The following is a 20171-nucleotide window of genomic DNA, read 5'->3' on the forward strand; positions in this document are numbered from 1 at the left end:
TCGTTCATAGGCGGCCTTCTTGTTGGTCTTGATCGCCAGATCGAGTCTAGTTCGTTTTTTGTCTACTTCCCGCGCAACATTCGGAAGCATTTGCACGGGTGGCGAGACGGCTGCCCGGGCCTACTCTGGGTGCCTCTTTTCCTACAGCGGAGACATGCCAGATGAATACTCGGAGCCTGCTCGACCAACTGCTCAAATCGGGTCAGGAACTGCTCGGTAACCAGGCCGGCAAGGGTGTGGCCGGCAAGTCGGGTGGCCACGGCCTGGGCAGCCTGCTTTCCGGCGCCGGTGGCGGTGCGCTGGCGGCGGGCGCCATGGGCTTGCTGCTGGGCAGCAAGAAGGCGCGCAAGTACGGTGGCAAGGCCCTCACCTACGGTGGCCTCGCCGCGTTGGGCGTGCTGGCCTACAAAGCCTACGGCAACTGGCAGGCGCGCCAGGGGGCGGGCAGCCACGAGCCGCAGACGCTGGACCGCCTGCCGCCGGCCCAGGTCGAGCAGCACAGCCAGGCGGTGCTGCGTGCGTTGGTGGCGGCGGCCAAGTCCGACGGCCATATCGATGAGCGTGAGCGGGCGTTGATCGAGGGGGAGTTCACCCGCCTGGACAGCAGTCAGGAACTCCAGCACTGGTTGCACGCCGAACTGAACAAGCCACTGGACCCGGCTGAAGTGGCCCGTGCCGCGCAAACACCGGAAATGGCCGCCGAGATGTACCTGGCCAGCGTGATGATGGTCGACCAGGAGAACTTCATGGAGCGCGCTTACCTCGATGAGCTGGCACGGCAACTGCGTCTGGACCCTGCGTTGCGCCAGGAACTGGAAAACCAGGTCAGGCTTGCCGCAGCTCAATGAGCTGGCATTTGGCCAATTCTTCAGGCATGGATGCCTGAATCTATCCGTATTCACCCGCAAAAGCGTAGGAAGCCTGGGCTATACTTCGGCGATTTTTCCCGCTCGTATCGAATTCCTGAGGGCTGAATGTGAAGAACTGGACCTTGCGCCAACGGATCCTGGCAAGTTTCGCCGTGATCATCGCCATCATGCTGCTGATGATCGTGGCCGCCTACTCGCGGCTGGTGGCGATCGAGTCCAGCGAAGAGGCGGTGGGGTCCGACAGCATTCCCGGTGTCTACTACAGCTCGATGATCCGCAGTGCCTGGGTCGACAGCTACGTCACCACCCAGCAACTGGTCGGTCTGTCGAACCATCGCGAGATCACCAGCGCCGACATGGAGCTGTATAAAGGCTTCGACGACCGCCTCAAGCAGCACATGACCAGCTACCAGGCAACTATCCGCGACGCTGATGACCAGGCCAGCTATGAAGCGTTCGTGCGCCTGGAAGAGGAGTACCTCAAGTCGGTCGGCCAGGTGCTCGACGCCTACCGGCAGAAGAACTATGCCGAAGCCCAGCGCCTGATTCTCGAAGTCCTCACCCCGGCCTGGGTGACCGGTCGCAAGCACCTCAATACCGTTATCGAGCGCAACCGCGAATCCGCCGAGGCCGCCACCAACGACATCGTCAGCGCCGTGAACACGGCCAAGGGCAGCATGATCGTCTCGCTGTTGCTGGCGATCATTGCCGCGGGTATATGCGGCCTGCTGCTGCTGCGTGCGATCACCGCGCCCATGCAGCTTATTGTCCATGCCTTGGACAAACTGCGTTCAGGCGACCTGAGCATGCGCCTGAACCTGGAGCGCAAGGACGAGTTCGGCGCTATCGAGGGGGGCTTCAACGAGATGGCCGAGTCCTTGGCCAACCTGGTGGCCCAGGCCCAGCGCTCGTCCGTACAAGTGACCACCTCGGTCACCGAAATCGCCGCCACCTCCAAGCAACAGCAGGCCACGGCCACCGAAACCGCAGCCACCACCACCGAAATCGGCGCGACTTCGCGGGAGATCGCCGCCACCTCGCGCGACCTGGTGCGCACCATGACCGAGGTCACTTCGTCGGCCGACCAGGCTTCGAGCCTCGCCGGCTCCGGCCAGCAAGGCCTGGCCCGCATGGAGGAAACCATGCACCAGGTGATGGGCGCCGCCGACCTGGTCAATGCCAAGCTGGCGATCCTCAACGAGAAGGCCAGCAACATCAACCAGGTGGTGGTGACCATCGTCAAGGTCGCCGACCAGACCAACCTGTTGTCGCTCAACGCCGCCATCGAGGCGGAAAAGGCCGGTGAGTACGGGCGTGGTTTCGCCGTGGTGGCCACCGAGGTGCGCCGCCTGGCCGACCAGACCGCCGTGGCCACCTACGACATCGAACAGATGGTGCGCGAGATCCAGTCGGCGGTCTCGGCAGGGGTGATGGGCATGGACAAGTTCTCCGAGGAGGTGCGCCGCGGCATGTTCGAGGTGCAGCAGGTGGGAGAGCAATTGGGGCAGATCATCCACCAGGTACAGGCCTTGGCGCCGCGGGTGCTGATGGTCAACGAAGGCATGCAGGCCCAGGCCACCGGCGCCGAACAGATCAATCAGGCCCTGGCCCAGCTCAGCGACGCCAGCACCCAGACCGTCGAGTCGTTGCGCCAGGCCAGTTTTGCCATCGACGAACTGAGCCAGGTGGCTACCGGCCTGCGTGGCGGTGTCTCGCGCTTCAAAGTCTGACGACGATGAACGACCTGCACCCCCGTGACGCGCGCGCGGCCATTGGCAACGGCGCGCTCTATCTGCAGTTTCGCATTGCCGAGCAACGCTTTGCTCTCGACGTACGCGAGGTGATCGAGGTGTTGCCGCGATGTGCGCTCAAACCCATCGCCCAGGCGCCGTCCTGGGTCGTCGGTGTGCTTGCCCACCGGGGTGCGCTGATCCCAGTGGTCGACTTGTCGGCCCTGAGCTTCGGCGTGGCGGCGCCTTCGCGCAGCAGCACGCGCCTGGTGCTGGTGCATTATCGTGGCGACCCGCTGCGCCCTGACCTGCAGTTGGGTCTGGTACTGGAGCAGGCCACCGATACCTTGCGCTGCCAGCCTGAGGAGTTCCAACCCTATGGCCTGGACAATGCCGACGCCCCCTACCTGGGGCCGGTGCGCCAGGACAGCCAGGGCTTGCTGCAACGGATTCGTGTCGACGACCTGCTCCCAACCGCGGTACGGCAGTTGCTGTATCCCGCCGAGAACGGGCAGGTGCCGGCATGAGCGAACAACGCTTCTTCCGCTTCCTGCGCGAGCGCATCGGCCTGGACGTGGAGTCGGTGGGGGCGCCGATGATCGAGCGCGCCTTGCAGCAGCGCTGTGTCGCTGTGCTGGCGGCGGACTTGGACGATTATTGGCTGCACCTGCAGCAATCGGCCGAGGAGCAACAGGCGCTGATCGAGGCAGTCATCGTCCCGGAGACCTGGTTCTTCCGCTATCCCGAATCGTTCGGTGCTCTGGTCGGCCTGGCCCACAAGCGAGTGGCCGAGCTGGCGGGGACGCGGCCATTGCGCATCCTCAGCCTGCCGTGCTCGACCGGCGAGGAGCCCTATTCGATTGCGATGGCCCTGCTCGACGGTGGCGTCGGCCCGGCTGCGTTTCGCATCGATGGCATGGACATCAGCCCCAACTCCGTGGCCAAGGCGCTGCAGGGGGACTATGGCCGCAATTCGTTCCGTGGCAGTGACCTGGCGTTTCGCGAGCGGCATTTCAGTCCGGTCGCAGAACTGCACCGCATCAATGAGCGCGTGCGCCAACAGGTCAACCTGCAGGTGGGCAACGTGCTGGACCCTGCGCTCAAGAGCCGTGAAGGGCTGTACGACTTCGTGTTCTGCCGCAACCTGCTGATCTATTTCGATGTGCCGACCCAGCAGCGCGTGTTCGAGGTGCTCAAGCACCTCACTCATGCCCATGGCGTGCTGTTCATCGGCCCGGCCGAGGGTAGCCTGCTGGCGCGCCTGGGCATGCGGCCAGTGGGGATCGCCCAGTCGTTTGCCTACGTGCGTCAGGAACCGATGCCCACCGCGCCGGTGAGTCGTTCGCTGCCAGCGGTGCGACCGATCGCACCGCCGCCGAAAGTGGTCGTGCTGCCAACCCGCAGTGTAAGGCCGATCCCCGCGCCGACGCCGACCGTCGAGCCCCGCGAGAGCGAGGCGCAGTTGCTGGGAGCCATTGCCCGCCACGCCAACACCGGCGACAGCGAGCAGGCCAGGGCCGGTTGCGAGCGCTATCTGCGCCAGTACGCGCCCAAGGCACAGGTCTATTACTGGCTGGGTTTGCTCAGTGACACCGAAGGCGATGCCGCGCAAGCCATTACCCATTACCGCAAGGCCTTGTACCTGGAGCCCCAGCACCCGGAAACCCTGGTGCACCTGGCCGCGCTGCTGGCTTCGCAGGGCGACGAAGCAGGCGCCCGGCGTTTGCAGGAACGCGCCGCGCGGGCGGGAAGGGAGTCTGAACGATGAGTGGCGGATACCAGATGCATCTGATCGCTCGCGATGACGAGGTCATCGACGATTGCTGGAACCGCATCGGCGTGCACGGCGACAAGCGGTGCCCGTTGCTGGAGCGGCATATCCATTGCCGCAATTGCGAAGTGTATGCCACCGCGGCCACCCGCCTGCTGGATCGCTATGCGCTGATCGAGGGCGAACAGGTCGAGGCAAGCGTTGTGGAGGCGGCCGCTGTCGGCCGTTCCATGCTGCTGTTCCGCCTGGGTGAGGAGTGGCTGGCCCTGGCGACCGCGTGCCTGGCCGAAATCGCCCCGCAACAGCAGGTGCACTCGCTGCCGCACCAGCGTTCGCGGGTGCTGCAGGGCGTTGCCAACGTACGCGGAGCACTGGTGCCTTGCCTGTCGCTGGCCGACCTGCTGGGCGTGCCGCCCGAAGCGACTGTCGAGCGCAATGGGCGGGTACTGCCGAGAATGCTGATTCTTGCGGCCGACGGCGGGCCGGTGGTGGTGCCGGTGGACGAAATCGATGGTATTCACCGTCTCGATCCGGCCCGCATGGAAACGGGCCGCGATACGGCGCACTTCACTGCCGCCGTCCTGCAATGGCGAGAGCGCAGCGTGCGTGTCCTGGACGAGCAACATCTACTGTCTGCCGTGAAGCGGAGCCTGTCATGACCCCGGAGCAAATGCGCGACGCATCGCTGCTCGAACTGTTCAGCCTGGAGGCCGAGGCCCAGACCCAGGTACTCAGCGCCGGCCTCATGGCCCTGGAGCGCAACCCCGCGCAACCGGATCAACTGGAAGCCTGCATGCGTGCGGCCCATTCGCTCAAGGGCGCGGCGCGAATCGTCGGTATCGATGCGGGGGTCAGCGTGGCCCACGTCATGGAAGACTGCCTGGTGGCCGCCCAGGAAGGGCGGCTGGTGTTGCGTCCCGAGCATATCGACGCCTTGTTGCAGGGGACAGATCTGCTGATGCGCATCGCCACGCCAGGCGACCAGGACAGCGAAGCCGCGGTCCCTGCGTTCCTGGTTCAACTGGCCGGCCTGCTGGCGCCGACGACGGCTGTCGTACCCCCGACGCTGCCACCTCTGACCACTGTACCTGTCGAACCCTCGCCACCGGCACCCGTTGTTCCGGCACCGGAGCCTGTCGCCGACGCCGAGCCCATTGCCGCGTCGAAGGCTGGCAAGCGAGCGGGCGACGGTGGTGAACGGGTCTTGCGGGTAACCGCCGACCGATTGAACAGCCTGCTCGACTTGTCGAGCAAGTCACTGGTAGAGACTCAACGCCTGAAACCCTACCTGGCCACCCTGCAACGCCTCAAGCGCATGCATGGCAAGGGCATCCGCGCGCTGGACGGCCTGAAGACCCAACTCGAAGGCAGCGGGCAGGGCCCGGAAGTGCTCGAGGCCCTTGCCCAGACCCAGCAGTTGCTGGCCGAGACCCAGCAGATTCTGCTGGAGCAGGCCACCGACCTCGACGAGTTCGGCTGGCAGGCCAGCCAGCGTGCGCAACTGCTCTACGACACCGCGCTGGCCTGCCGAATGCGCCCCTTCGCCGACGTGCTGACCGGGCAGAGCCGCATGGTCCGCGACCTGGGGCGCTCGCTGGACAAACCGGTGCGCCTGGTCGTCGAAGGCGAGAAGACCCAGGTCGACCGCGATGTGCTGGAGAAACTCGAAGCGCCGTTGACGCATTTGCTGCGCAACGCCGTCGACCACGGCATCGAGTTGCCCGAGCGGCGCCTGCTGGCAGGCAAACCGAGCGAAGGCACCGTGCGCCTGCGCGCCTCGCACCAGGCTGGCCTGCTGATTCTCGAACTGTCCGATGACGGCGCCGGTATCGACCTGGAACGCTTGCGCCAGAGCATCGTCGAGCGCGCGCTGTCACCGGCCGCAACCGTGGCGCAGATGAGCGAGGCGGAGCTGCTGACGTTCCTGTTCCTGCCCGGCTTCAGCCTGCGCGATACCGTCACCGAGGTCTCCGGGCGTGGTGTTGGCCTGGATGCGGTGCAGCACATGGTGCGCGAACTGCGCGGCTCGATCGAGCTGACTCAGGTGGCAGGGCAGGGGTGCTGTTTCCATCTGGAAGTACCACTGACCTTGTCGGTGGTGCGCAGCCTGGTGGTCGAGGTAGGCGGTGAGGCCTACGCCTTCCCGCTGGCCCACATCGAACGCACCCTCGACGTGCCGACCGAGGCCATCGTGCAGATCGAAGGGCGCCAGCATTTCTGGCACGAAGACCGCCATATCGGCCTGGTGGCCGCCAGCCAGTTGCTCAACCGGCCCGCCGCCCAGGACCCTGGGCAGGGTTTGCGGGTGGTGGTGATCCGCGAGCGCGAACAGCTCTATGGCGTGGCCGTGGAGCGTCTGATCGGCGAGCGGGTGCTGGTGGTGATGCCGCTCGATCCGCGCCTGGGCAAGGTCCAGGACATTTCCGCCGGGGCCTTGCTCGACGATGGCTCGGTGGTGCTGATCATCGATGTCGAAGATTTGCTGCGCTCTGTGGACAAACTGCTCAGCACCGGCCGCCTCGAGCGCATCGAGCGCGGTGGCAAGGGCGGCAAGGGGGCGGTACGCAAGCGTGTCCTGGTGGTCGACGACTCGCTCACCGTGCGCGAATTGCAGCGCAAGCTGCTGAGCAACCGCGGCTACGAAGTGGCCGTCGCGGTGGACGGCATGGATGGCTGGAACGCGCTGCGCAGCGATGACTTCGACCTGCTGATCACCGATATCGACATGCCACGCATGGATGGTATCGAGCTGGTGACCCTGGTGCGTCGCGACAATCGCCTGCAATCCCTGCCGGTGATGGTGGTGTCCTACAAGGACCGTGAAGAGGATCGCCGCCGTGGACTGGATGCCGGCGCCGACTATTATCTGGCCAAGGCCAGCTTCCATGACGATGCGTTGCTGGATGCTGTCGTGGAGCTGATTGGAGGTGCGCAGGGATGAAGATCGCCATCGTCAACGACATGCCCATGGCCGTGGAGGCCCTGCGCCGGGCGCTGGCGTTCGAGCCGGCGCACCAGGTGATCTGGGTCGCCGGCAATGGTGCCGAGGCGGTGCAACGCTGTGCCGAGCAGACCCCGGACCTGATCCTCATGGACCTGATCATGCCGGTGATGGATGGCGTCGAGGCCACGCGTCGAATCATGGCCGAAACCCCTTGCGCCATCGTGATCGTCACCGTCGACCGCAAGCAGAACGTGCACCGGGTGTTCGAGGCCATGGGCCACGGCGCGCTCGATGTGGTCGATACCCCGGCGTTGGGCGCGGGGGATGCCCGGGAAGCCGCAGCGCCGCTGCTGCGCAAGATCCTCAATATCGGTTGGCTGATCGGGCAGCAACGGCCCAGCGCTCCCCGCGCCGTGTCCGCGCCGTTGCGCGAGGCCTCCCAGCGCCGCGGCCTGGTGGCCATTGGCTCTTCGGCGGGCGGGCCGGCGGCGCTGGAAGTACTGCTCAAGGGGCTGCCGCGCGAGTTCCCGGCGGCCATCGTGCTGGTGCAGCATGTCGACCAGGTGTTCGCCGCCGGCATGGCCGAATGGCTCAGCAGCGCCTCGGGGCTGCCGGTGCGCCTGGCGCGGGAGGGCGAGCCGCCGCAGCCGGGGCAGGTGCTGCTGGCCGGCACCAACCACCACATCCGCCTGCTGCAGAACGGCCAGCTGGCCTACACTGCCGAGCCGGTCAACGAAATCTACCGGCCTTCGATCGATGTGTTCTTCGAAAGCGTCGCGCGCTATTGGTCGGGCGACGCGGTGGGCGTGCTGCTCACCGGCATGGGCCGCGATGGCGCCCAGGGCCTGAAGCTGATGCGCCAGCAGGGCTTCCTCACGATCGCCCAGGACCAGCAGAGCAGCGCGGTGTACGGCATGCCCAAGGCCGCCGCGGCCATCGACGCGGCCGTGGAGATTCGCCCGCTGGAGCGAATCGCCGGACGACTGATGGAAATCTTTTCGAAATGACGATATGTATTGAGTCACGCCGCCTGGCCGGTAGTGATCTGGTGACTAGGGATGAATGATCTACCGATCGAAGGTTTCACGACCATCAACGAAAGCGCGGCGATGGTCCTGCTGGTAGACGATCAGGCGATGATCGGCGAAGCGGTGCGCCGTGGGCTGGCCCACGAGGAGAACATCGACTTCCATTTCTGTGCCGACCCGCACCAGGCCGTGGTGCAAGCCATGCGTATCAAGCCCACGGTCATCCTCCAGGACCTGATCATGCCGGGCCTCGATGGCCTGACGCTGGTGCGTGAGTACCGCAACAACCCGGCCACTCAGGACATCCCGATCATCGTCCTGTCGACCAAGGAAGATCCGCTGGTCAAGAGCGCGGCGTTTGCCGCCGGGGCCAATGATTATCTGGTCAAGTTGCCTGACTCCATCGAGCTGGTGGCGCGTATCCGCTATCACTCGCGCTCCTACCTGACTCTGCTGCAGCGCGACGAGGCTTATCGCGCATTGCGGGTCAGCCAGCAACAGCTGCTCGATACCAACCTGATGTTGCAGCGGCTGATGAACTCCGATGGCCTGACCGGGCTCTCCAATCGCCGTCACTTCGATGAGTATCTTGAGCTGGAATGGCGTCGGGCTATGCGAGAACAGCAGCAGTTGTCGCTGTTGATGGTCGATGTCGACTACTTCAAGGCGTTCAACGACAGCTTCGGGCACCTGGCCGGCGATGAGGCCCTGCGACAGGTGGCCGAGGCCATTCGCGGTTGCTGCTCGCGGCCTACCGACCTGCCGGCGCGTTATGGTGGCGAGGAGTTCGCCCTGGTGTTGCCCAACACTTCGCCCGGTGGTGCGCGGTTGATTGCCGAGAAGCTGCGCCAGACCATCATGGGCCTGAACATTGCCCATACCGTGCCTGAAGCTGGTTCGCTGCTGACCGTGAGCATTGGTGTGGCGACACTGACGCCGAGTGTCGGTAGCCACTGCCGGCAGTTGATCTCGGCGGCGGACACCGGGTTGTACAAGGCCAAGAACAGTGGGCGTAATCAGGTGGGTGTCGCTTAATCCTGTTTCCACAGGGGCAGGGCATCTTCAAGTTTGCACTTCCCCCCTGTAGGAGCCGGCTTGCCGGCGAAAAGTCGGATCGACCAGTACATACTTAGCGGTAACTGCCAAATATCTATTTTATTGATCTTGATCTTGATCTTGATCTTGATCTTGATCTTGATCTTGATCTTGATCTTGATCTTGATCTTGCGTCTAAGTGCGCGATAGTTCAGGCGCCGCCAAATGCGACTTCAGGAGGCCGAACGTAGGACTTGCGTAGCGGGGCGACGGGCATGGATGCCCGTCGAGCACTGATGGGCCATGGATGGCCCTTCAGTGCGTCCACGCGGGAGCAAGGCCGGAGTGAGGGGACCCCGGAGCGAAGCGCAGGGGCCGTATGAACGGAGCCAGCGGTTTTTGCCTTCTTTTGCCCGCGAGCAAAAGAAGGTCGCCGTAAAGGCGAAAAGGTGAGTCAGCGTCTCTATCGTCAATGGATATGCTCGCAGACTTCAGACCAATACTCTGGAAGTCAAAGTCAAAGTCAAAGTCAAAGTCAAAATCAAAATCAAAACTAAGTAGGTCTCTACAGCTATGTGCATATCCATTCGCTATAGCGACTCGAAGTCACCTTTCCGCCCTTACGGCGGGTCACTTTTTGTCAAACGCGACAAAAAGTAACCAAAAAACGCTGCGCTCCATTCATACGGCCCTCCGCTACGCTCCGGGTCCCTTCGCTCCGGCGCCTTCCGGGCCCGCGCGGCCTACGACTTGCTGCGCAAGTCTACATCTCGCGCCTTCGGCTACGCCGAAGGGTGCTGCGCACCTGGCCCTCCAGACGCCTGCGCTCAGCCTCCTGAAGTCGCGAAGTTACGGGCGGCGCCTAAGCTGGCGCAGCTGTCGCTAGCTGACGGTGCGGCTAACCTCCTGATCGCCAAAGCCAAAGCCAAAGCCAAAGCCAAAGCCAAAGCCAAAGCCAAAGCCAAAGCCAAAGCCAAAGCCAAAGCCAAAGCCAAAGCCAAAGCCAAACGACAGGGTGCTACAGGACTCCCGGAATAAGTCTGGCCACCTCGGCTAGCTGGCCAGTGAAGGCGAAAGCAAGGTGGCAGCGGCCATCCACGGCGCCTGCTTGCGGTCGAACGGCCTAACGGTGCGCTATAAAGCTGACGGTGAATGTCGATAGTCCCTACCATCAACTGAGCCCGGCGGTGGACGCGGTGTTCTGCTGAGGCCAAGAGCAGTGCAGTCAATCAGGTGGGTATGGGCTGAACATACCCACCTGATCTTCGGATCAGAGTTGAACGGCCTGGTCAGCGGCGTTGTACCTGAAGGGTGAACCTCGCACCTGGTCGAGGTCCAAAGCTATGATCGGTACCCAGAGATTGGTTCTGGCTTTGTACTTTTGCTGGAACGTCCTGGCATCATTGAGCGACGTAGCATTGTTGGTACGGTAAAAGAAAGCTTCGATAGGCAATTGGGTACCAATTTCGCCTGAGCGGGCGGCTGAAGGGGGAAGGGTTTCATTCGGTTGTACCCAAATGGCCGCCATCAATTCGTTCCAAGGTGCCCTTACCCTGTCTCTGATATCGGTCGGTGGATTATTGCGTACTTGATAGCTTACTGCGAACTGAGCGGCATCTCGGGTGCTAAGGGAGCATTGAAGTGAGTTGTGGTTGATCGTCCTGGCATGGTTGTACCAGCCCTGAACGGTCGTTGCATTCCGACTGGCGCATGAGCTCGGGTCTGATCCAGGTGCTGCCCTTACCTTCAAGCCGCAACCTGCTTCGCGGCGTTGTCCGGCGAACGTCCAACCGTCATAAGCATAGATACACAGGAAGTCGATCGCTCTACCTTGGGCCAAGGCCTCTCGTTGAGGAAGGAAGATGAAGCCAGCATTTCGATAAAAATCGGTAACGTTGGAGTCGATCCTGAAGTAAGAGAATGAAATTCCCCCCAGGTTTCTTGCCGTTTGACTGGGTACCCAAGGATCAAAATCGCCGTTATCCACAGAGCGGATAATAATGCCGTTGCAGTAGTAGGCTGGGTAGTCGCTTCTTTGAACGTATGTACACCGGTTTGCAGTGTTGCGGTAGCGTGTATTAAGTCTCGAGGCGACATCATTTCCGCTAGTGGCCACGATCGAGATCGTCCTAGGTCGTGAAAAACGAAGCGAATTGTTAGCCCGACCGATCGCAACAGTCACATCAGCCGAGCGGCCGATATAGTTTGCCAGTTCGCGCACAGGGATGGTGAGGGCGATTGGACCTGAGCCTTGCGCTGTTAGTGCTCTGGAGACAAAGGTGGTTTGTCGTGTCCCCTGTGGTGCCAGACTTATGGATACCGTATCGCCACTGCGCAACCTGGGATTGCGATAGTTGATTGCGACGAACTGCCCAACCCTGTTGATGTTGATTCGGCTCCCGATTGTCAGGCGCTTTGATTCTGCAAACTCTCGCGTCTCGGTGGCTGTATCCCCTGACGCTGGTAGGGGGTTGTCGGATGACGCGTCCTCGATGATTGCGACTGGCAGGTCTTGCACCTCTAACTCAGGCTCGTTCATTTCTGCCTGGCCGGGGGGGGTGAGATCAGTTTCCGTTGGCTCAATGACGACTATGCCGCCTCCATTTTGCGGCGGTTTTGATGGGGCCAGCGCGTATCCGGCACAAGGCCATGCCAACATCAGAACAATTAATGCAAGCCATGGCATGCGGGCACGCGTGAGGGGAGCGTCGGTGGCAATCATGTGTGCATCCTCGTTGTTTAAGGGTTGCACACAAGTAAGTCGCAATTGGCCGTTTCGCGAAACTGACAGAATTACCAGGTCGGGTGCACGAAACGTTGGGTGGAGCGCTGCTTGCCGCCCGGCGGGTCTGCCGTCAGCCCGCGGACTCGGTTATACTCGCGGGCTTTTCACAGAATTCGCACGAGAGCTGCCCGCCCATGGAAATCCAACCGATCCTGAACACCATCAAGGACCTCACCGAGCGTTCCCAGTCCATTCGGGGGTATCTTTGACTACGATCACAAACATGATCGTCTGGTCGAAGTAAACCGCGAGCTGGAAGACGCCGCTGTCTGGAACAAGCCAGAGTACGCCCAGGCCTTGGGTCGCGAGCGTGCCATGCTGGCACAGGTGGTCGAAACCCTGGACAAACTGTCCGGTGGCCTGGCCGACTGCCAGGACCTGCTCGACATGGCCGTCGAGGAAAATGACGAAGGCGCCGTCGGCGACGTCGTGACCGAGCTGCAAGGCCTGGAAGAGAAACTGGCCCAGCTCGAGTTCCGTCGCATGTTCAGCGGCGAGATGGACATGAACAATGCCTATCTCGACATCCAGGCCGGCTCCGGCGGCACAGAAGCCCAGGACTGGGCCAACATCCTGCTGCGCATGTACCTGCGCTGGGCCGACAAGCGCGGTTTCGATGCCACCATCATCGAGCTGTCCGAAGGCGAAGTCGCCGGCATCAAGGGCGCCACCGTGCACATCAAGGGCGAGTACGCCTTCGGCTGGCTGCGCACCGAGATCGGCGTGCACCGCCTGGTGCGCAAGAGCCCGTTCGACTCCGGCGCCCGTCGCCACACCTCGTTCTCGGCAGTGTTCGTCTCGCCAGAGATCGACGACAAGGTCGAAATCGAGATCAACCCGTCCGACCTGCGCATCGACACCTACCGCTCCTCCGGCGCCGGTGGCCAGCACGTGAACACCACCGACTCGGCGGTACGTATCACCCACGTGCCCACCAACACCGTGGTGGCCTGCCAGAACGAGCGCTCCCAGCACGCCAACAAAGACACCGCCATGAAAATGCTGCGGGCCAAGTTGTACGAGCTGGAAATGCAAAAACGCAACGCCGCCTCGCAGGCGCTGGAAGACAGCAAGTCCGACATCGGCTGGGGCCACCAGATCCGTTCGTACGTACTCGATGACTCGCGCATCAAGGACCTGCGTACCGGCGTCGAGCGCAGCGATTGCCAGAAGGTCCTGGACGGCGACCTCGACCAGTACCTGGAAGCGAGCCTCAAGCAGGGGCTGTAATCCGCACACCACCGCCGCGATATGAAGCCGTCGGCCCGTATCGCGTGCCCTGCCCGACAGGGGCAACGAACACCTGATGGAAAGAATGACGACATGAGCGACCTCAAGACCGAAGCGCAAGACCTGCAACAGGAAGAAAACGCCCTGATCGCCCTGCGCAAGGAAAAACTTGCCGCAGAGCGCGTAAAGGGCAATGCCTTCCCCAACGACTTCCGCCGCGACAGCTACTGCAACGACTTGCAGAAACAGTACGCGGACAAGACCAAGGAAGAGCTGGAAGCAGCCGCCATCCCGGTCAAGGTCGCCGGTCGCATCATGCTCAACCGTGGCTCGTTCATGGTCATTCAGGACATGACCGGTCGCATCCAGGTCTACGTCAACCGCAAGACCCTGTCGGAAGACACCCTCGCGGCGGTCAAGACCTGGGACCTGGGCGACATCATCAGCGCCGAAGGCACCCTGGCCCGTTCCGGCAAGGGCGACCTGTACGTCGAGATGACCAACGTGCGCCTGCTGACCAAGTCGCTGCGCCCGCTGCCGGACAAGCACCACGGCCTGACCGATACTGAACAGCGCTACCGCCAGCGCTACGTCGACCTGATGGTCAACGAGGAAACCCGCCACACCTTCCGCGTGCGTTCGCAGGTGATCTCGCATATCCGCAAGTTCCTCATCGAGCGTGACTTCCTCGAAGTCGAAACCCCGATGCTGCAGACCATCCCGGGCGGCGCCGCGGCCAAACCGTTCGAAACCCACCACAATGCACTGGACATGGCCATGTTCCTGCGCATCGCGCCTGAGCTCTACCTCAAGCGGCTTGTTGTTGGTGGTTTTGAAAAAGTGTTCGAGATCAACCGCAACTTCCGCAACGAAGGCGTGTCGACCCGGCACAACCCCGAGTTCACCATGCTCGAGTTCTACCAGGCCTACGCCGACTACCGCGACAACATGGACCTCACCGAGGAACTGTTCCGCGAGCTGGCGCAGCTGGTGCTGGGCAGCACCGATGTGCCGTACGGCGACAAGGTGTTCCACTTCGGCGAGCCGTTCGTGCGCCTGTCGGTGTTCGACTCGATCCTCAAGTACAACCCGGAGCTCACCGCCGCCGACCTGCAGGACGTCGACCGTGCCCGCGAGATCGCCAAGAAAGCCGGCGCCAAGGTGCTGGGCCACGAAGGCCTGGGCAAGCTGCAGGTGATGATCTTCGAAGAGCTGGTCGAGCATAAGCTGGAGCAGCCGCACTTCATCACCGAGTACCCGTTCGAAGTCTCGCCGCTGGCCCGTCGCAACGACGACAACCCGGCCGTGACCGACCGCTTCGAGCTGTTCATCGGCGGCCGCGAGATCGCCAACGCCTACTCCGAGCTCAATGACGCCGAAGACCAGGCCGAGCGCTTCCTCGCCCAGGTCGCCGAGAAAGACGCCGGCGACGACGAGGCCATGCACTACGACGCCGACTTCGTCCGCGCGCTGGAATACGGCATGCCGCCGACTGCAGGTGAAGGCATTGGTATCGACCGTTTGGTGATGCTGCTGACCAACTCGCCGTCGATCCGCGACGTGATCCTGTTCCCGCACATGCGTCCACAGGCCTGAGCGATGTGAACAAGCCGCCTTTCGAGGCGGCTTTTTCATGCCCGGCTGTAAGTTGCCTGTAGTGGTCCTTTCGCGGGCAAGCCTGTTCTCACATGGGGCGCGCTATACCTGTGGGAGCGGGCTTGCCCGCGAATGGGTCGGTACGAACGCTAGATGACTTGAATCATGAGGTACCCATCGTGACACCCGCCATGCCCCACCAGGGCGCCGCCGGCATCGCCACCGCCGTCGCCGAGAGCGTGCAATACCAAGGCCGCAAGACCGCCCGCCAGGGCAGCGAGCAGCGCCGCCAGCAGATCCTCGACGCCGCCATGCGCATTGTCGTGCGCGATGGTGTGCGTGGCGTGCGCCACCGCGCCGTGGCCGCCGAGGCCGGTGTGCCGCTGTCGGCCACCACCTATTACTTCAAGGATATCCAGGACCTGCTGGCCGACACCTTCGCCCAGTACGTCGAACGCAGCGCGGCCTACATGGCCAAGCTGTGGACCAACACCGAAGGCGTGCTGCGCCAGTTGCTGGCTCAGGGCGACGGCACGCCCGAGGCCCGGGCACGTCTGGCCGACGAGGTGGCGCGCATGCTGGCCGACTACGTCCTGCGCCAGCTCAATAATCGTCGCGACTTCCTCATGGCCGAGCAGGCCTTCCGCCAGGAGGCGCTGCTGTGCCCACGTCTGGCTGAACTGGTGCAGGCCCACGAGCAGATCCTGCTGCATGGTGCGCGGCAGATCCTCCAGGTGGTCGGCTCGCACCAACCCGGGCAGGACGCCCAGATGTTGACGGCGATAATCGAGCAGATGGAATATCAGGGCCTGCTCAAGGCTGCGGATGCGCCGGCCGATGAGCAGATGCTCGCTATCCTTGTCCGATACCTGCAGATGGTGCTGGCATCGGCCTGAGCGGCACACGAATTTCCAAGGAGAAGCGGATGAAAGCCTGGCGTGTGGTGTTGTTGACCTTGTCATTCCTCCTGCTGGGCGGTTGTCTGGTGACTTTCGACGAACCGCTGCCCGGCAACCAGGTGGCGCCCAAGGCCTTGCTTGGCCAGTGGAGCAGCAAGGATGCCTGGGGCCAGCCGCTGAAGCTGAACATCAGCCGAGCGGGTGGCAACACCTACAAGGCTGTGGCACGTGCCCGGGGTAAGGCGCCCGAGGAGTATGCCTTCACCGTGGCTCGTCACGGCAACCGCTGGTACCTGTCGGCGGGCGTGCCCAAGCGTTTGGGCGGCCGCTTCCTGATTGGTGGTTTCGAGGTGGTCGATGGCAAGCAGTTGGTGGTCTACAACCTTGACGTAGAGCAGGTGCAGCAGGCGGTGGACAAGAAGGAACTGAGCGGGCGCAGCACCGAGGTGCCGGAGGGCAACGGCCCGGGCGTGCTGATTGACAGTCCGTCGGAGCGGGTCCTGGCTTATCTGGACGACCCGGCCAACTCCGACCTGTTCGTCGAAGTGGCGCGTTTTGAGCGCGTGGCTAAATAGCATGGGCTGTTCGTCGGCAAGGCGGCGAACAAGGCCCGACTGATTGCAGGGCAATCCGATTCAAGGAGTCCCCGGTGGACGAGTACCAGCAGACCATACGCGCACTGTCCGATCGCATCGTCACCGCGCAGACCCCCATCCGCGTGCTCGACGCGGTGAAGTGGGACGACGGCATCCGCCAGGGCTTTCTCAAGACCAAGGGCAAGGAGCCTCCGGCGGTGGACCGCGCGTACTACCAGAACCGCCCGTTGTCGTTCGACTCCAGCGCGGTGAAGGCCGAATTCCAGAACATCGAGCGTGACATCACCCGTCAACTCGGCCAGTTCAACCCGGTCGGGCAGATCATGCGGCGCATGTGCAAGGAGTACCGCATGGTCGTGCGCATGCTCGAAGCACGCGGTACCGAGGACTTCGGGCTGATCTCGCAGGAGCTCTACGGTGCCGCCTCCGACGCTTTCCATGCCGGCGACCCGACCCTTGCCGACCTGGGGCTGATGCTCTCGGACTACCTCAACAATATCGATGGCCGTGGCGACCTGAAGGACGAGCCGAAGAACCTCACCGCGAAGGAGGCCGTGGAAATCCTCCAGCGCCGCTTGAACAAGGTGTTCGGCGAAGCCGAGGAAACCATTCGCGTGTTCGAGTCCGACGGCATCGTCGCCGATGCTGCGGCTGGCGCCGACTACATCAAGGTGCGCGCCGACGCCATGTTCAACAGCCGCGACGTGCGTGCGCTCGAAGTACACGAGGGCCTGGTGCATGTCGGTACCACCCTCAACGGCCTGAACCAGCCGATCTGCACCTTCCTGGCCAAGGGCCCGCCCTCGTCGACGGTGACCCAGGAGGGCCTGGCCATTCTCATGGAGGTGATCGCCTTCGCCTCCTACCCCAGCCGCCTGCGCAAGTTGACCAACCGCACCCGCGCCATTCACATGGTGGAGGAGGGCGCCGACTTCATGCAGGTCTACGAGTTCTTCCGTGGCCAGGGCTTCGAGATGGGGCAGAGCTACAGCAATGCCAGCCGGGTGTTCCGTGGTTCGGTGCCCAACGGGCTGCCATTCACCAAGGACTTGTCCTACCTCAAGGGCTTCATCATGGTTTACAACTACATTCAGTTGGCCGTGAAGAAGGGCAAGCTGGAGCAGATCCCGTTGCTGTTCTGCGGCAAGACCACCCTGGAAGACATGCGTACCCTGCGCCAGCTGGTCGAGGAAGGCCTGGTGGAGCCGCCCAAGTACCTGCCGGAGCAGTTCCGCGACCTCAACGCGCTGTCGGCGTGGATGTGCTTCTCCAACTTCCTCAATCACCTGAGCCTGGACCGCATTGAAGCCGACTACGCGAATATTCTCTGACGCCTGCTGTCACCTCGCCGTCGGCCTCGGGCTGCTGCTGTTGTGCGGCTGCAGCAGCCTGCTGTTCTACCCCGAGCGCGGCCAGCCGTTCACCCCGGAAAAGGCCCGCCTCCAATACCAGGACCTGACGATTGCCGCCGCGGATGGCACGCGCCTGCACGCGTGGTGGTTGCCGGCGAAGGAGGGTGTCGAGGTCAAGGGCACCGTGCTGCACCTGCATGGAAATGGCGGCAATCTCGCCATGCACCTCGGCGGTAGCTATTGGTTGCCGAAGGAAGGGTATCAGGTGCTGATGCTCGATTACCGTGGTTATGGGCTGTCCCAGGGCAAGGCAACCCTTCCGGCGGTATATGGCGATATCGAGGCGGCGCTGGCCTGGCTCGACAAGGCACCACAAGTGCAGGGCAAGCCCTTGGTGCTGCTGGGCCAGAGCCTGGGCGGCGCCATGGCCATCCACTACCTGGCGCAGCACCCCGAGCAGCGCCGGCGCTTCAGCGCCCTGGTGTTCGATGGCGTACCTGCCAGTTACCGTGCGGTGGGGCGTTATGCCCTCAGCATTTCGTGGATGACCTGGCCGCTGCAGGTGCCGCTGTCCTGGCTGGTGCCCGACGGCGACAGCGCGATCAACTCGATCGAGCGTCTGGACAGCCCGCCAAAGCTGTTCTTCCACAGCATCGACGACCACCTCGTACCACTTGAGAACGGCCTGCGCCTGTACCGGCATGCGCTACCGCCCCGAGTGTTGCAACTTACCCGCGGCGACCATGTGCAGACCTTCGCCGACCCGACCTGGCGCCAGGTGATGCTGCGCTTCCTGGATGACCCCACGCATTTCAACGGCCTGCGCCGCCTGGCCGAAGTCCCCAATTACCCTGACGAGAAGAACGCGCAATGAGTGAAGAACGCAACGCCATCCCGCTGATCCTGACCGGTATCGGCAGCATCATCGTGACGGTGGGGACCCTCTGGTACTACGGCTACCTGCATTTCGCCAAGCCACAGGACGCCCTGTTGCTGCAAGACTTCACCATGCTCAAGACCATCCCGGGCGAGGACTACAAACTCTCGCTGACACCGGCACCGCAAGTGGCGCAGTGCATCGATGGCGTGTTAGTGCTGTTCGATACCGAGCAGAAGGGCCTGACCGGCGTGCTGGTGGACAACCGCAAGCGCGCGGTGCGCTGCATGGGGCAGGAGACGCCGCAGCAGGTGCACTGATCGGGCCTGTGGTCGCAGAGGTGCAGTGGCTGTGAGATTGAGCGCCGCCTGTGCGGCGCATCGCGGATGAATCCGCTCCTACGGCCAGGCGGGGCGGCGGCGCCAGCCGAAACATCGCGTCGGGCCAATCAGGCTGGCAACCGTGGCCTCACAGGTGCGGCACGTTGCAACCGATGTAGGAGCGGATTCATCCGCGATGCGCCGCGCGGGCGGCGCTCGATCTGGAGTGCGCTGCAAGCCAGTCGTCTAGCGCTTCGCGACGCACCATGATTTGAGGGCCGGCACGAAAAACCCCGCCATAGAAAAACCCCGCCATAACAGCGGGGTTCCTCCCTCAAGCATCAGCCATTACTGAATCTGGCTCACCGTCCGCGGTGCCACTGGCTGGTTGTCGTTGGAGATGGTCACCTCCACCCGACGGTTCTGCGCGCGCCCGGAGTTGCTGCTGTTGTCCGCCACCGGATACTCCTTGCCATAGCCTTGGGCAACGATACGCGCCGGGTCCACACCCGCCCGCACCAGCGCCATGCGCACGCTGTTGGCGCGACGCTCCGACAGGGTCTGGTTGTAGTTGGCCGAGCCGACACTGTCGGTGTAGCCCTCGATGATCACCTTGCGCTCCGGGTTCTCCTGGAGGAACTGCGCCAGCTTGGTGATGTTCGGGTAGGCGCTGGTCTTGAGGTTGGCCTTGTTGAAGTCGAACAGTACGTCACCGAAAGTCACCAGGGTGCCACGGTCGGTCTGCTTGGCGTTCAGGCTGTCCTGCAATTTCTTGATCTGCGCGTCGCGGGCATCGAGCTTGGCCTGGGCGCGCTGGGCGGCGGCGTTTTTCAGCTCGGCTTCGGCGGTGCGCAGGGCGATGGTCTGCTTGGCCACCTCGACACGCTGGTTGGTGAGGTAGGCGAGCTGGTCGACCTTCTTCTCGTTCTCGCGCTCCATGTAGGCCTTGTCGGCCTTGTTCAGCCAGTCCTGGGCGTCCTTGGTCTCGAGCGCAGCCACTTTGCTTGACTGCGGATCGCTCTGTAGCGCGGAGAAGTTGGTGCGAGCCGACTCGAGGTTGGCATTCGGGTCGTGGGAGCAGGCGGCCAGGCCTACGCTCAGGGCCAGCAGGGCGGGAATCATGACGTAGTTGCGCATAG

Annotated in this window: 18 protein-coding genes; 16 read left to right on the forward strand and 2 right to left on the reverse strand. The window is 63.1% G+C overall.

What is annotated here, in order from left to right; translation table 11 throughout:
* Positions 1–161: 161 nt before the first annotated feature.
* The 9 genes from JYG34_RS05810 (at position 162) to JYG34_RS26420 (ending at position 10415) form a co-directional block, all read left to right on the forward strand.
* Positions 162–848, forward strand: a complete 687-nt coding sequence (locus JYG34_RS05810) for a tellurite resistance TerB family protein (protein WP_213659843.1) — start codon at positions 162–164, stop codon at positions 846–848.
* 128 nt (positions 849–976) lie between these two features.
* On the forward strand, positions 977–2599 hold the full coding sequence (locus tag JYG34_RS05815; RefSeq protein ID WP_213659844.1) for a methyl-accepting chemotaxis protein: 1623 nt from the start codon (positions 977–979) through the stop codon (positions 2597–2599).
* 5 nt (positions 2600–2604) lie between these two features.
* Positions 2605–3126 carry a chemotaxis protein CheW gene (locus JYG34_RS05820; RefSeq protein ID WP_213659845.1) on the forward strand — a complete coding sequence of 174 codons (522 nt, stop codon included), beginning with the start codon at positions 2605–2607 and terminating at the stop codon, positions 3124–3126.
* Positions 3123–4367 carry a CheR family methyltransferase gene (locus tag JYG34_RS05825; RefSeq protein ID WP_213659846.1) on the forward strand — a complete coding sequence of 415 codons (1245 nt, stop codon included), beginning with the start codon at positions 3123–3125 and terminating at the stop codon, positions 4365–4367. Before JYG34_RS05820 ends, JYG34_RS05825 begins: the two co-directional genes overlap by 4 nt.
* Positions 4364–5029: a chemotaxis protein CheW gene (locus JYG34_RS05830; protein WP_249746219.1), complete on the forward strand. Its 666-nt coding sequence runs from the start codon at positions 4364–4366 to the stop codon at positions 5027–5029. The genes JYG34_RS05825 and JYG34_RS05830 overlap by 4 nt, the downstream gene beginning before the upstream one ends.
* On the forward strand, positions 5026–7311 hold the full coding sequence (locus tag JYG34_RS05835) for a hybrid sensor histidine kinase/response regulator (RefSeq protein ID WP_213659847.1): 2286 nt from the start codon (positions 5026–5028) through the stop codon (positions 7309–7311). The genes JYG34_RS05830 and JYG34_RS05835 overlap by 4 nt, the downstream gene beginning before the upstream one ends.
* Positions 7308–8321: a chemotaxis response regulator protein-glutamate methylesterase gene (locus JYG34_RS05840; protein ID WP_213659848.1), complete on the forward strand. Its 1014-nt coding sequence runs from the start codon at positions 7308–7310 to the stop codon at positions 8319–8321. Before JYG34_RS05835 ends, JYG34_RS05840 begins: the two co-directional genes overlap by 4 nt.
* Before the next feature lie 51 nt (positions 8322–8372).
* On the forward strand, positions 8373–9377 hold the full coding sequence (locus JYG34_RS05845) for a response regulator (protein ID WP_213659849.1): 1005 nt from the start codon (positions 8373–8375) through the stop codon (positions 9375–9377).
* Between the two features lie 750 nt (positions 9378–10127).
* Entirely contained in the window at positions 10128–10415 is a 288-nt protein-coding gene (locus JYG34_RS26420) for a hypothetical protein (protein WP_213659850.1), read from the forward strand.
* Between the two features lie 232 nt (positions 10416–10647).
* On the opposite strand, the gene JYG34_RS05855 is transcribed toward JYG34_RS26420, so the two are convergent.
* Complete coding sequence (locus JYG34_RS05855; RefSeq protein WP_213659851.1) at positions 10648–12099, reverse strand: hypothetical protein; 1452 nt, start codon at positions 12097–12099, stop codon at positions 10648–10650.
* A 197-nt stretch (positions 12100–12296) separates the two neighbouring features.
* Here JYG34_RS05855 and prfB point away from each other — a divergent pair.
* The 7 genes from prfB to JYG34_RS05890 all read left to right on the forward strand — a co-directional run bounded on the left by prfB (position 12297) and on the right by JYG34_RS05890 (position 19032).
* A protein-coding gene (gene prfB, locus JYG34_RS05860) for a peptide chain release factor 2 (RefSeq protein WP_213659852.1) occupies positions 12297–13392 on the forward strand; the annotation gives its coding sequence in 2 pieces (ribosomal slippage) (positions 12297–12368 and positions 12370–13392; 1095 coding nt in all).
* A 93-nt stretch (positions 13393–13485) separates the two neighbouring features.
* Positions 13486–14988, forward strand: a complete 1503-nt coding sequence (lysS, locus tag JYG34_RS05865) for a lysine--tRNA ligase (RefSeq protein ID WP_011532564.1) — start codon at positions 13486–13488, stop codon at positions 14986–14988.
* 191 nt (positions 14989–15179) lie between these two features.
* Positions 15180–15884: a TetR/AcrR family transcriptional regulator gene (locus JYG34_RS05870; protein ID WP_213661119.1), complete on the forward strand. Its 705-nt coding sequence runs from the start codon at positions 15180–15182 to the stop codon at positions 15882–15884.
* Positions 15885–15913: 29 nt separating this feature from the next.
* Positions 15914–16462: a hypothetical protein gene (locus tag JYG34_RS05875; protein ID WP_213659853.1), complete on the forward strand. Its 549-nt coding sequence runs from the start codon at positions 15914–15916 to the stop codon at positions 16460–16462.
* Between the two features lie 74 nt (positions 16463–16536).
* Positions 16537–17814, forward strand: a complete 1278-nt coding sequence (locus JYG34_RS05880) for a flavohemoglobin expression-modulating QEGLA motif protein (RefSeq protein WP_213659854.1) — start codon at positions 16537–16539, stop codon at positions 17812–17814.
* Entirely contained in the window at positions 17786–18709 is a 924-nt protein-coding gene (locus JYG34_RS05885; protein ID WP_213659855.1) for an alpha/beta hydrolase, read from the forward strand. Before JYG34_RS05880 ends, JYG34_RS05885 begins: the two co-directional genes overlap by 29 nt.
* On the forward strand, positions 18706–19032 hold the full coding sequence (locus JYG34_RS05890; protein ID WP_213659856.1) for a hypothetical protein: 327 nt from the start codon (positions 18706–18708) through the stop codon (positions 19030–19032). The genes JYG34_RS05885 and JYG34_RS05890 overlap by 4 nt, the downstream gene beginning before the upstream one ends.
* A 348-nt stretch (positions 19033–19380) precedes the next feature.
* On the opposite strand, the gene JYG34_RS05895 is transcribed toward JYG34_RS05890, so the two are convergent.
* Entirely contained in the window at positions 19381–20169 is a 789-nt protein-coding gene (locus JYG34_RS05895) for an OmpA family protein (RefSeq protein WP_213659857.1), read from the reverse strand.
* Between the last annotated feature and the right edge of the window lie 2 nt (positions 20170–20171).

Origin of the sequence: Pseudomonas entomophila, assembly GCF_018417595.1 — a bacterium.
Lineage (GTDB): Bacteria > Pseudomonadota > Gammaproteobacteria > Pseudomonadales > Pseudomonadaceae > Aquipseudomonas > Aquipseudomonas entomophila_C.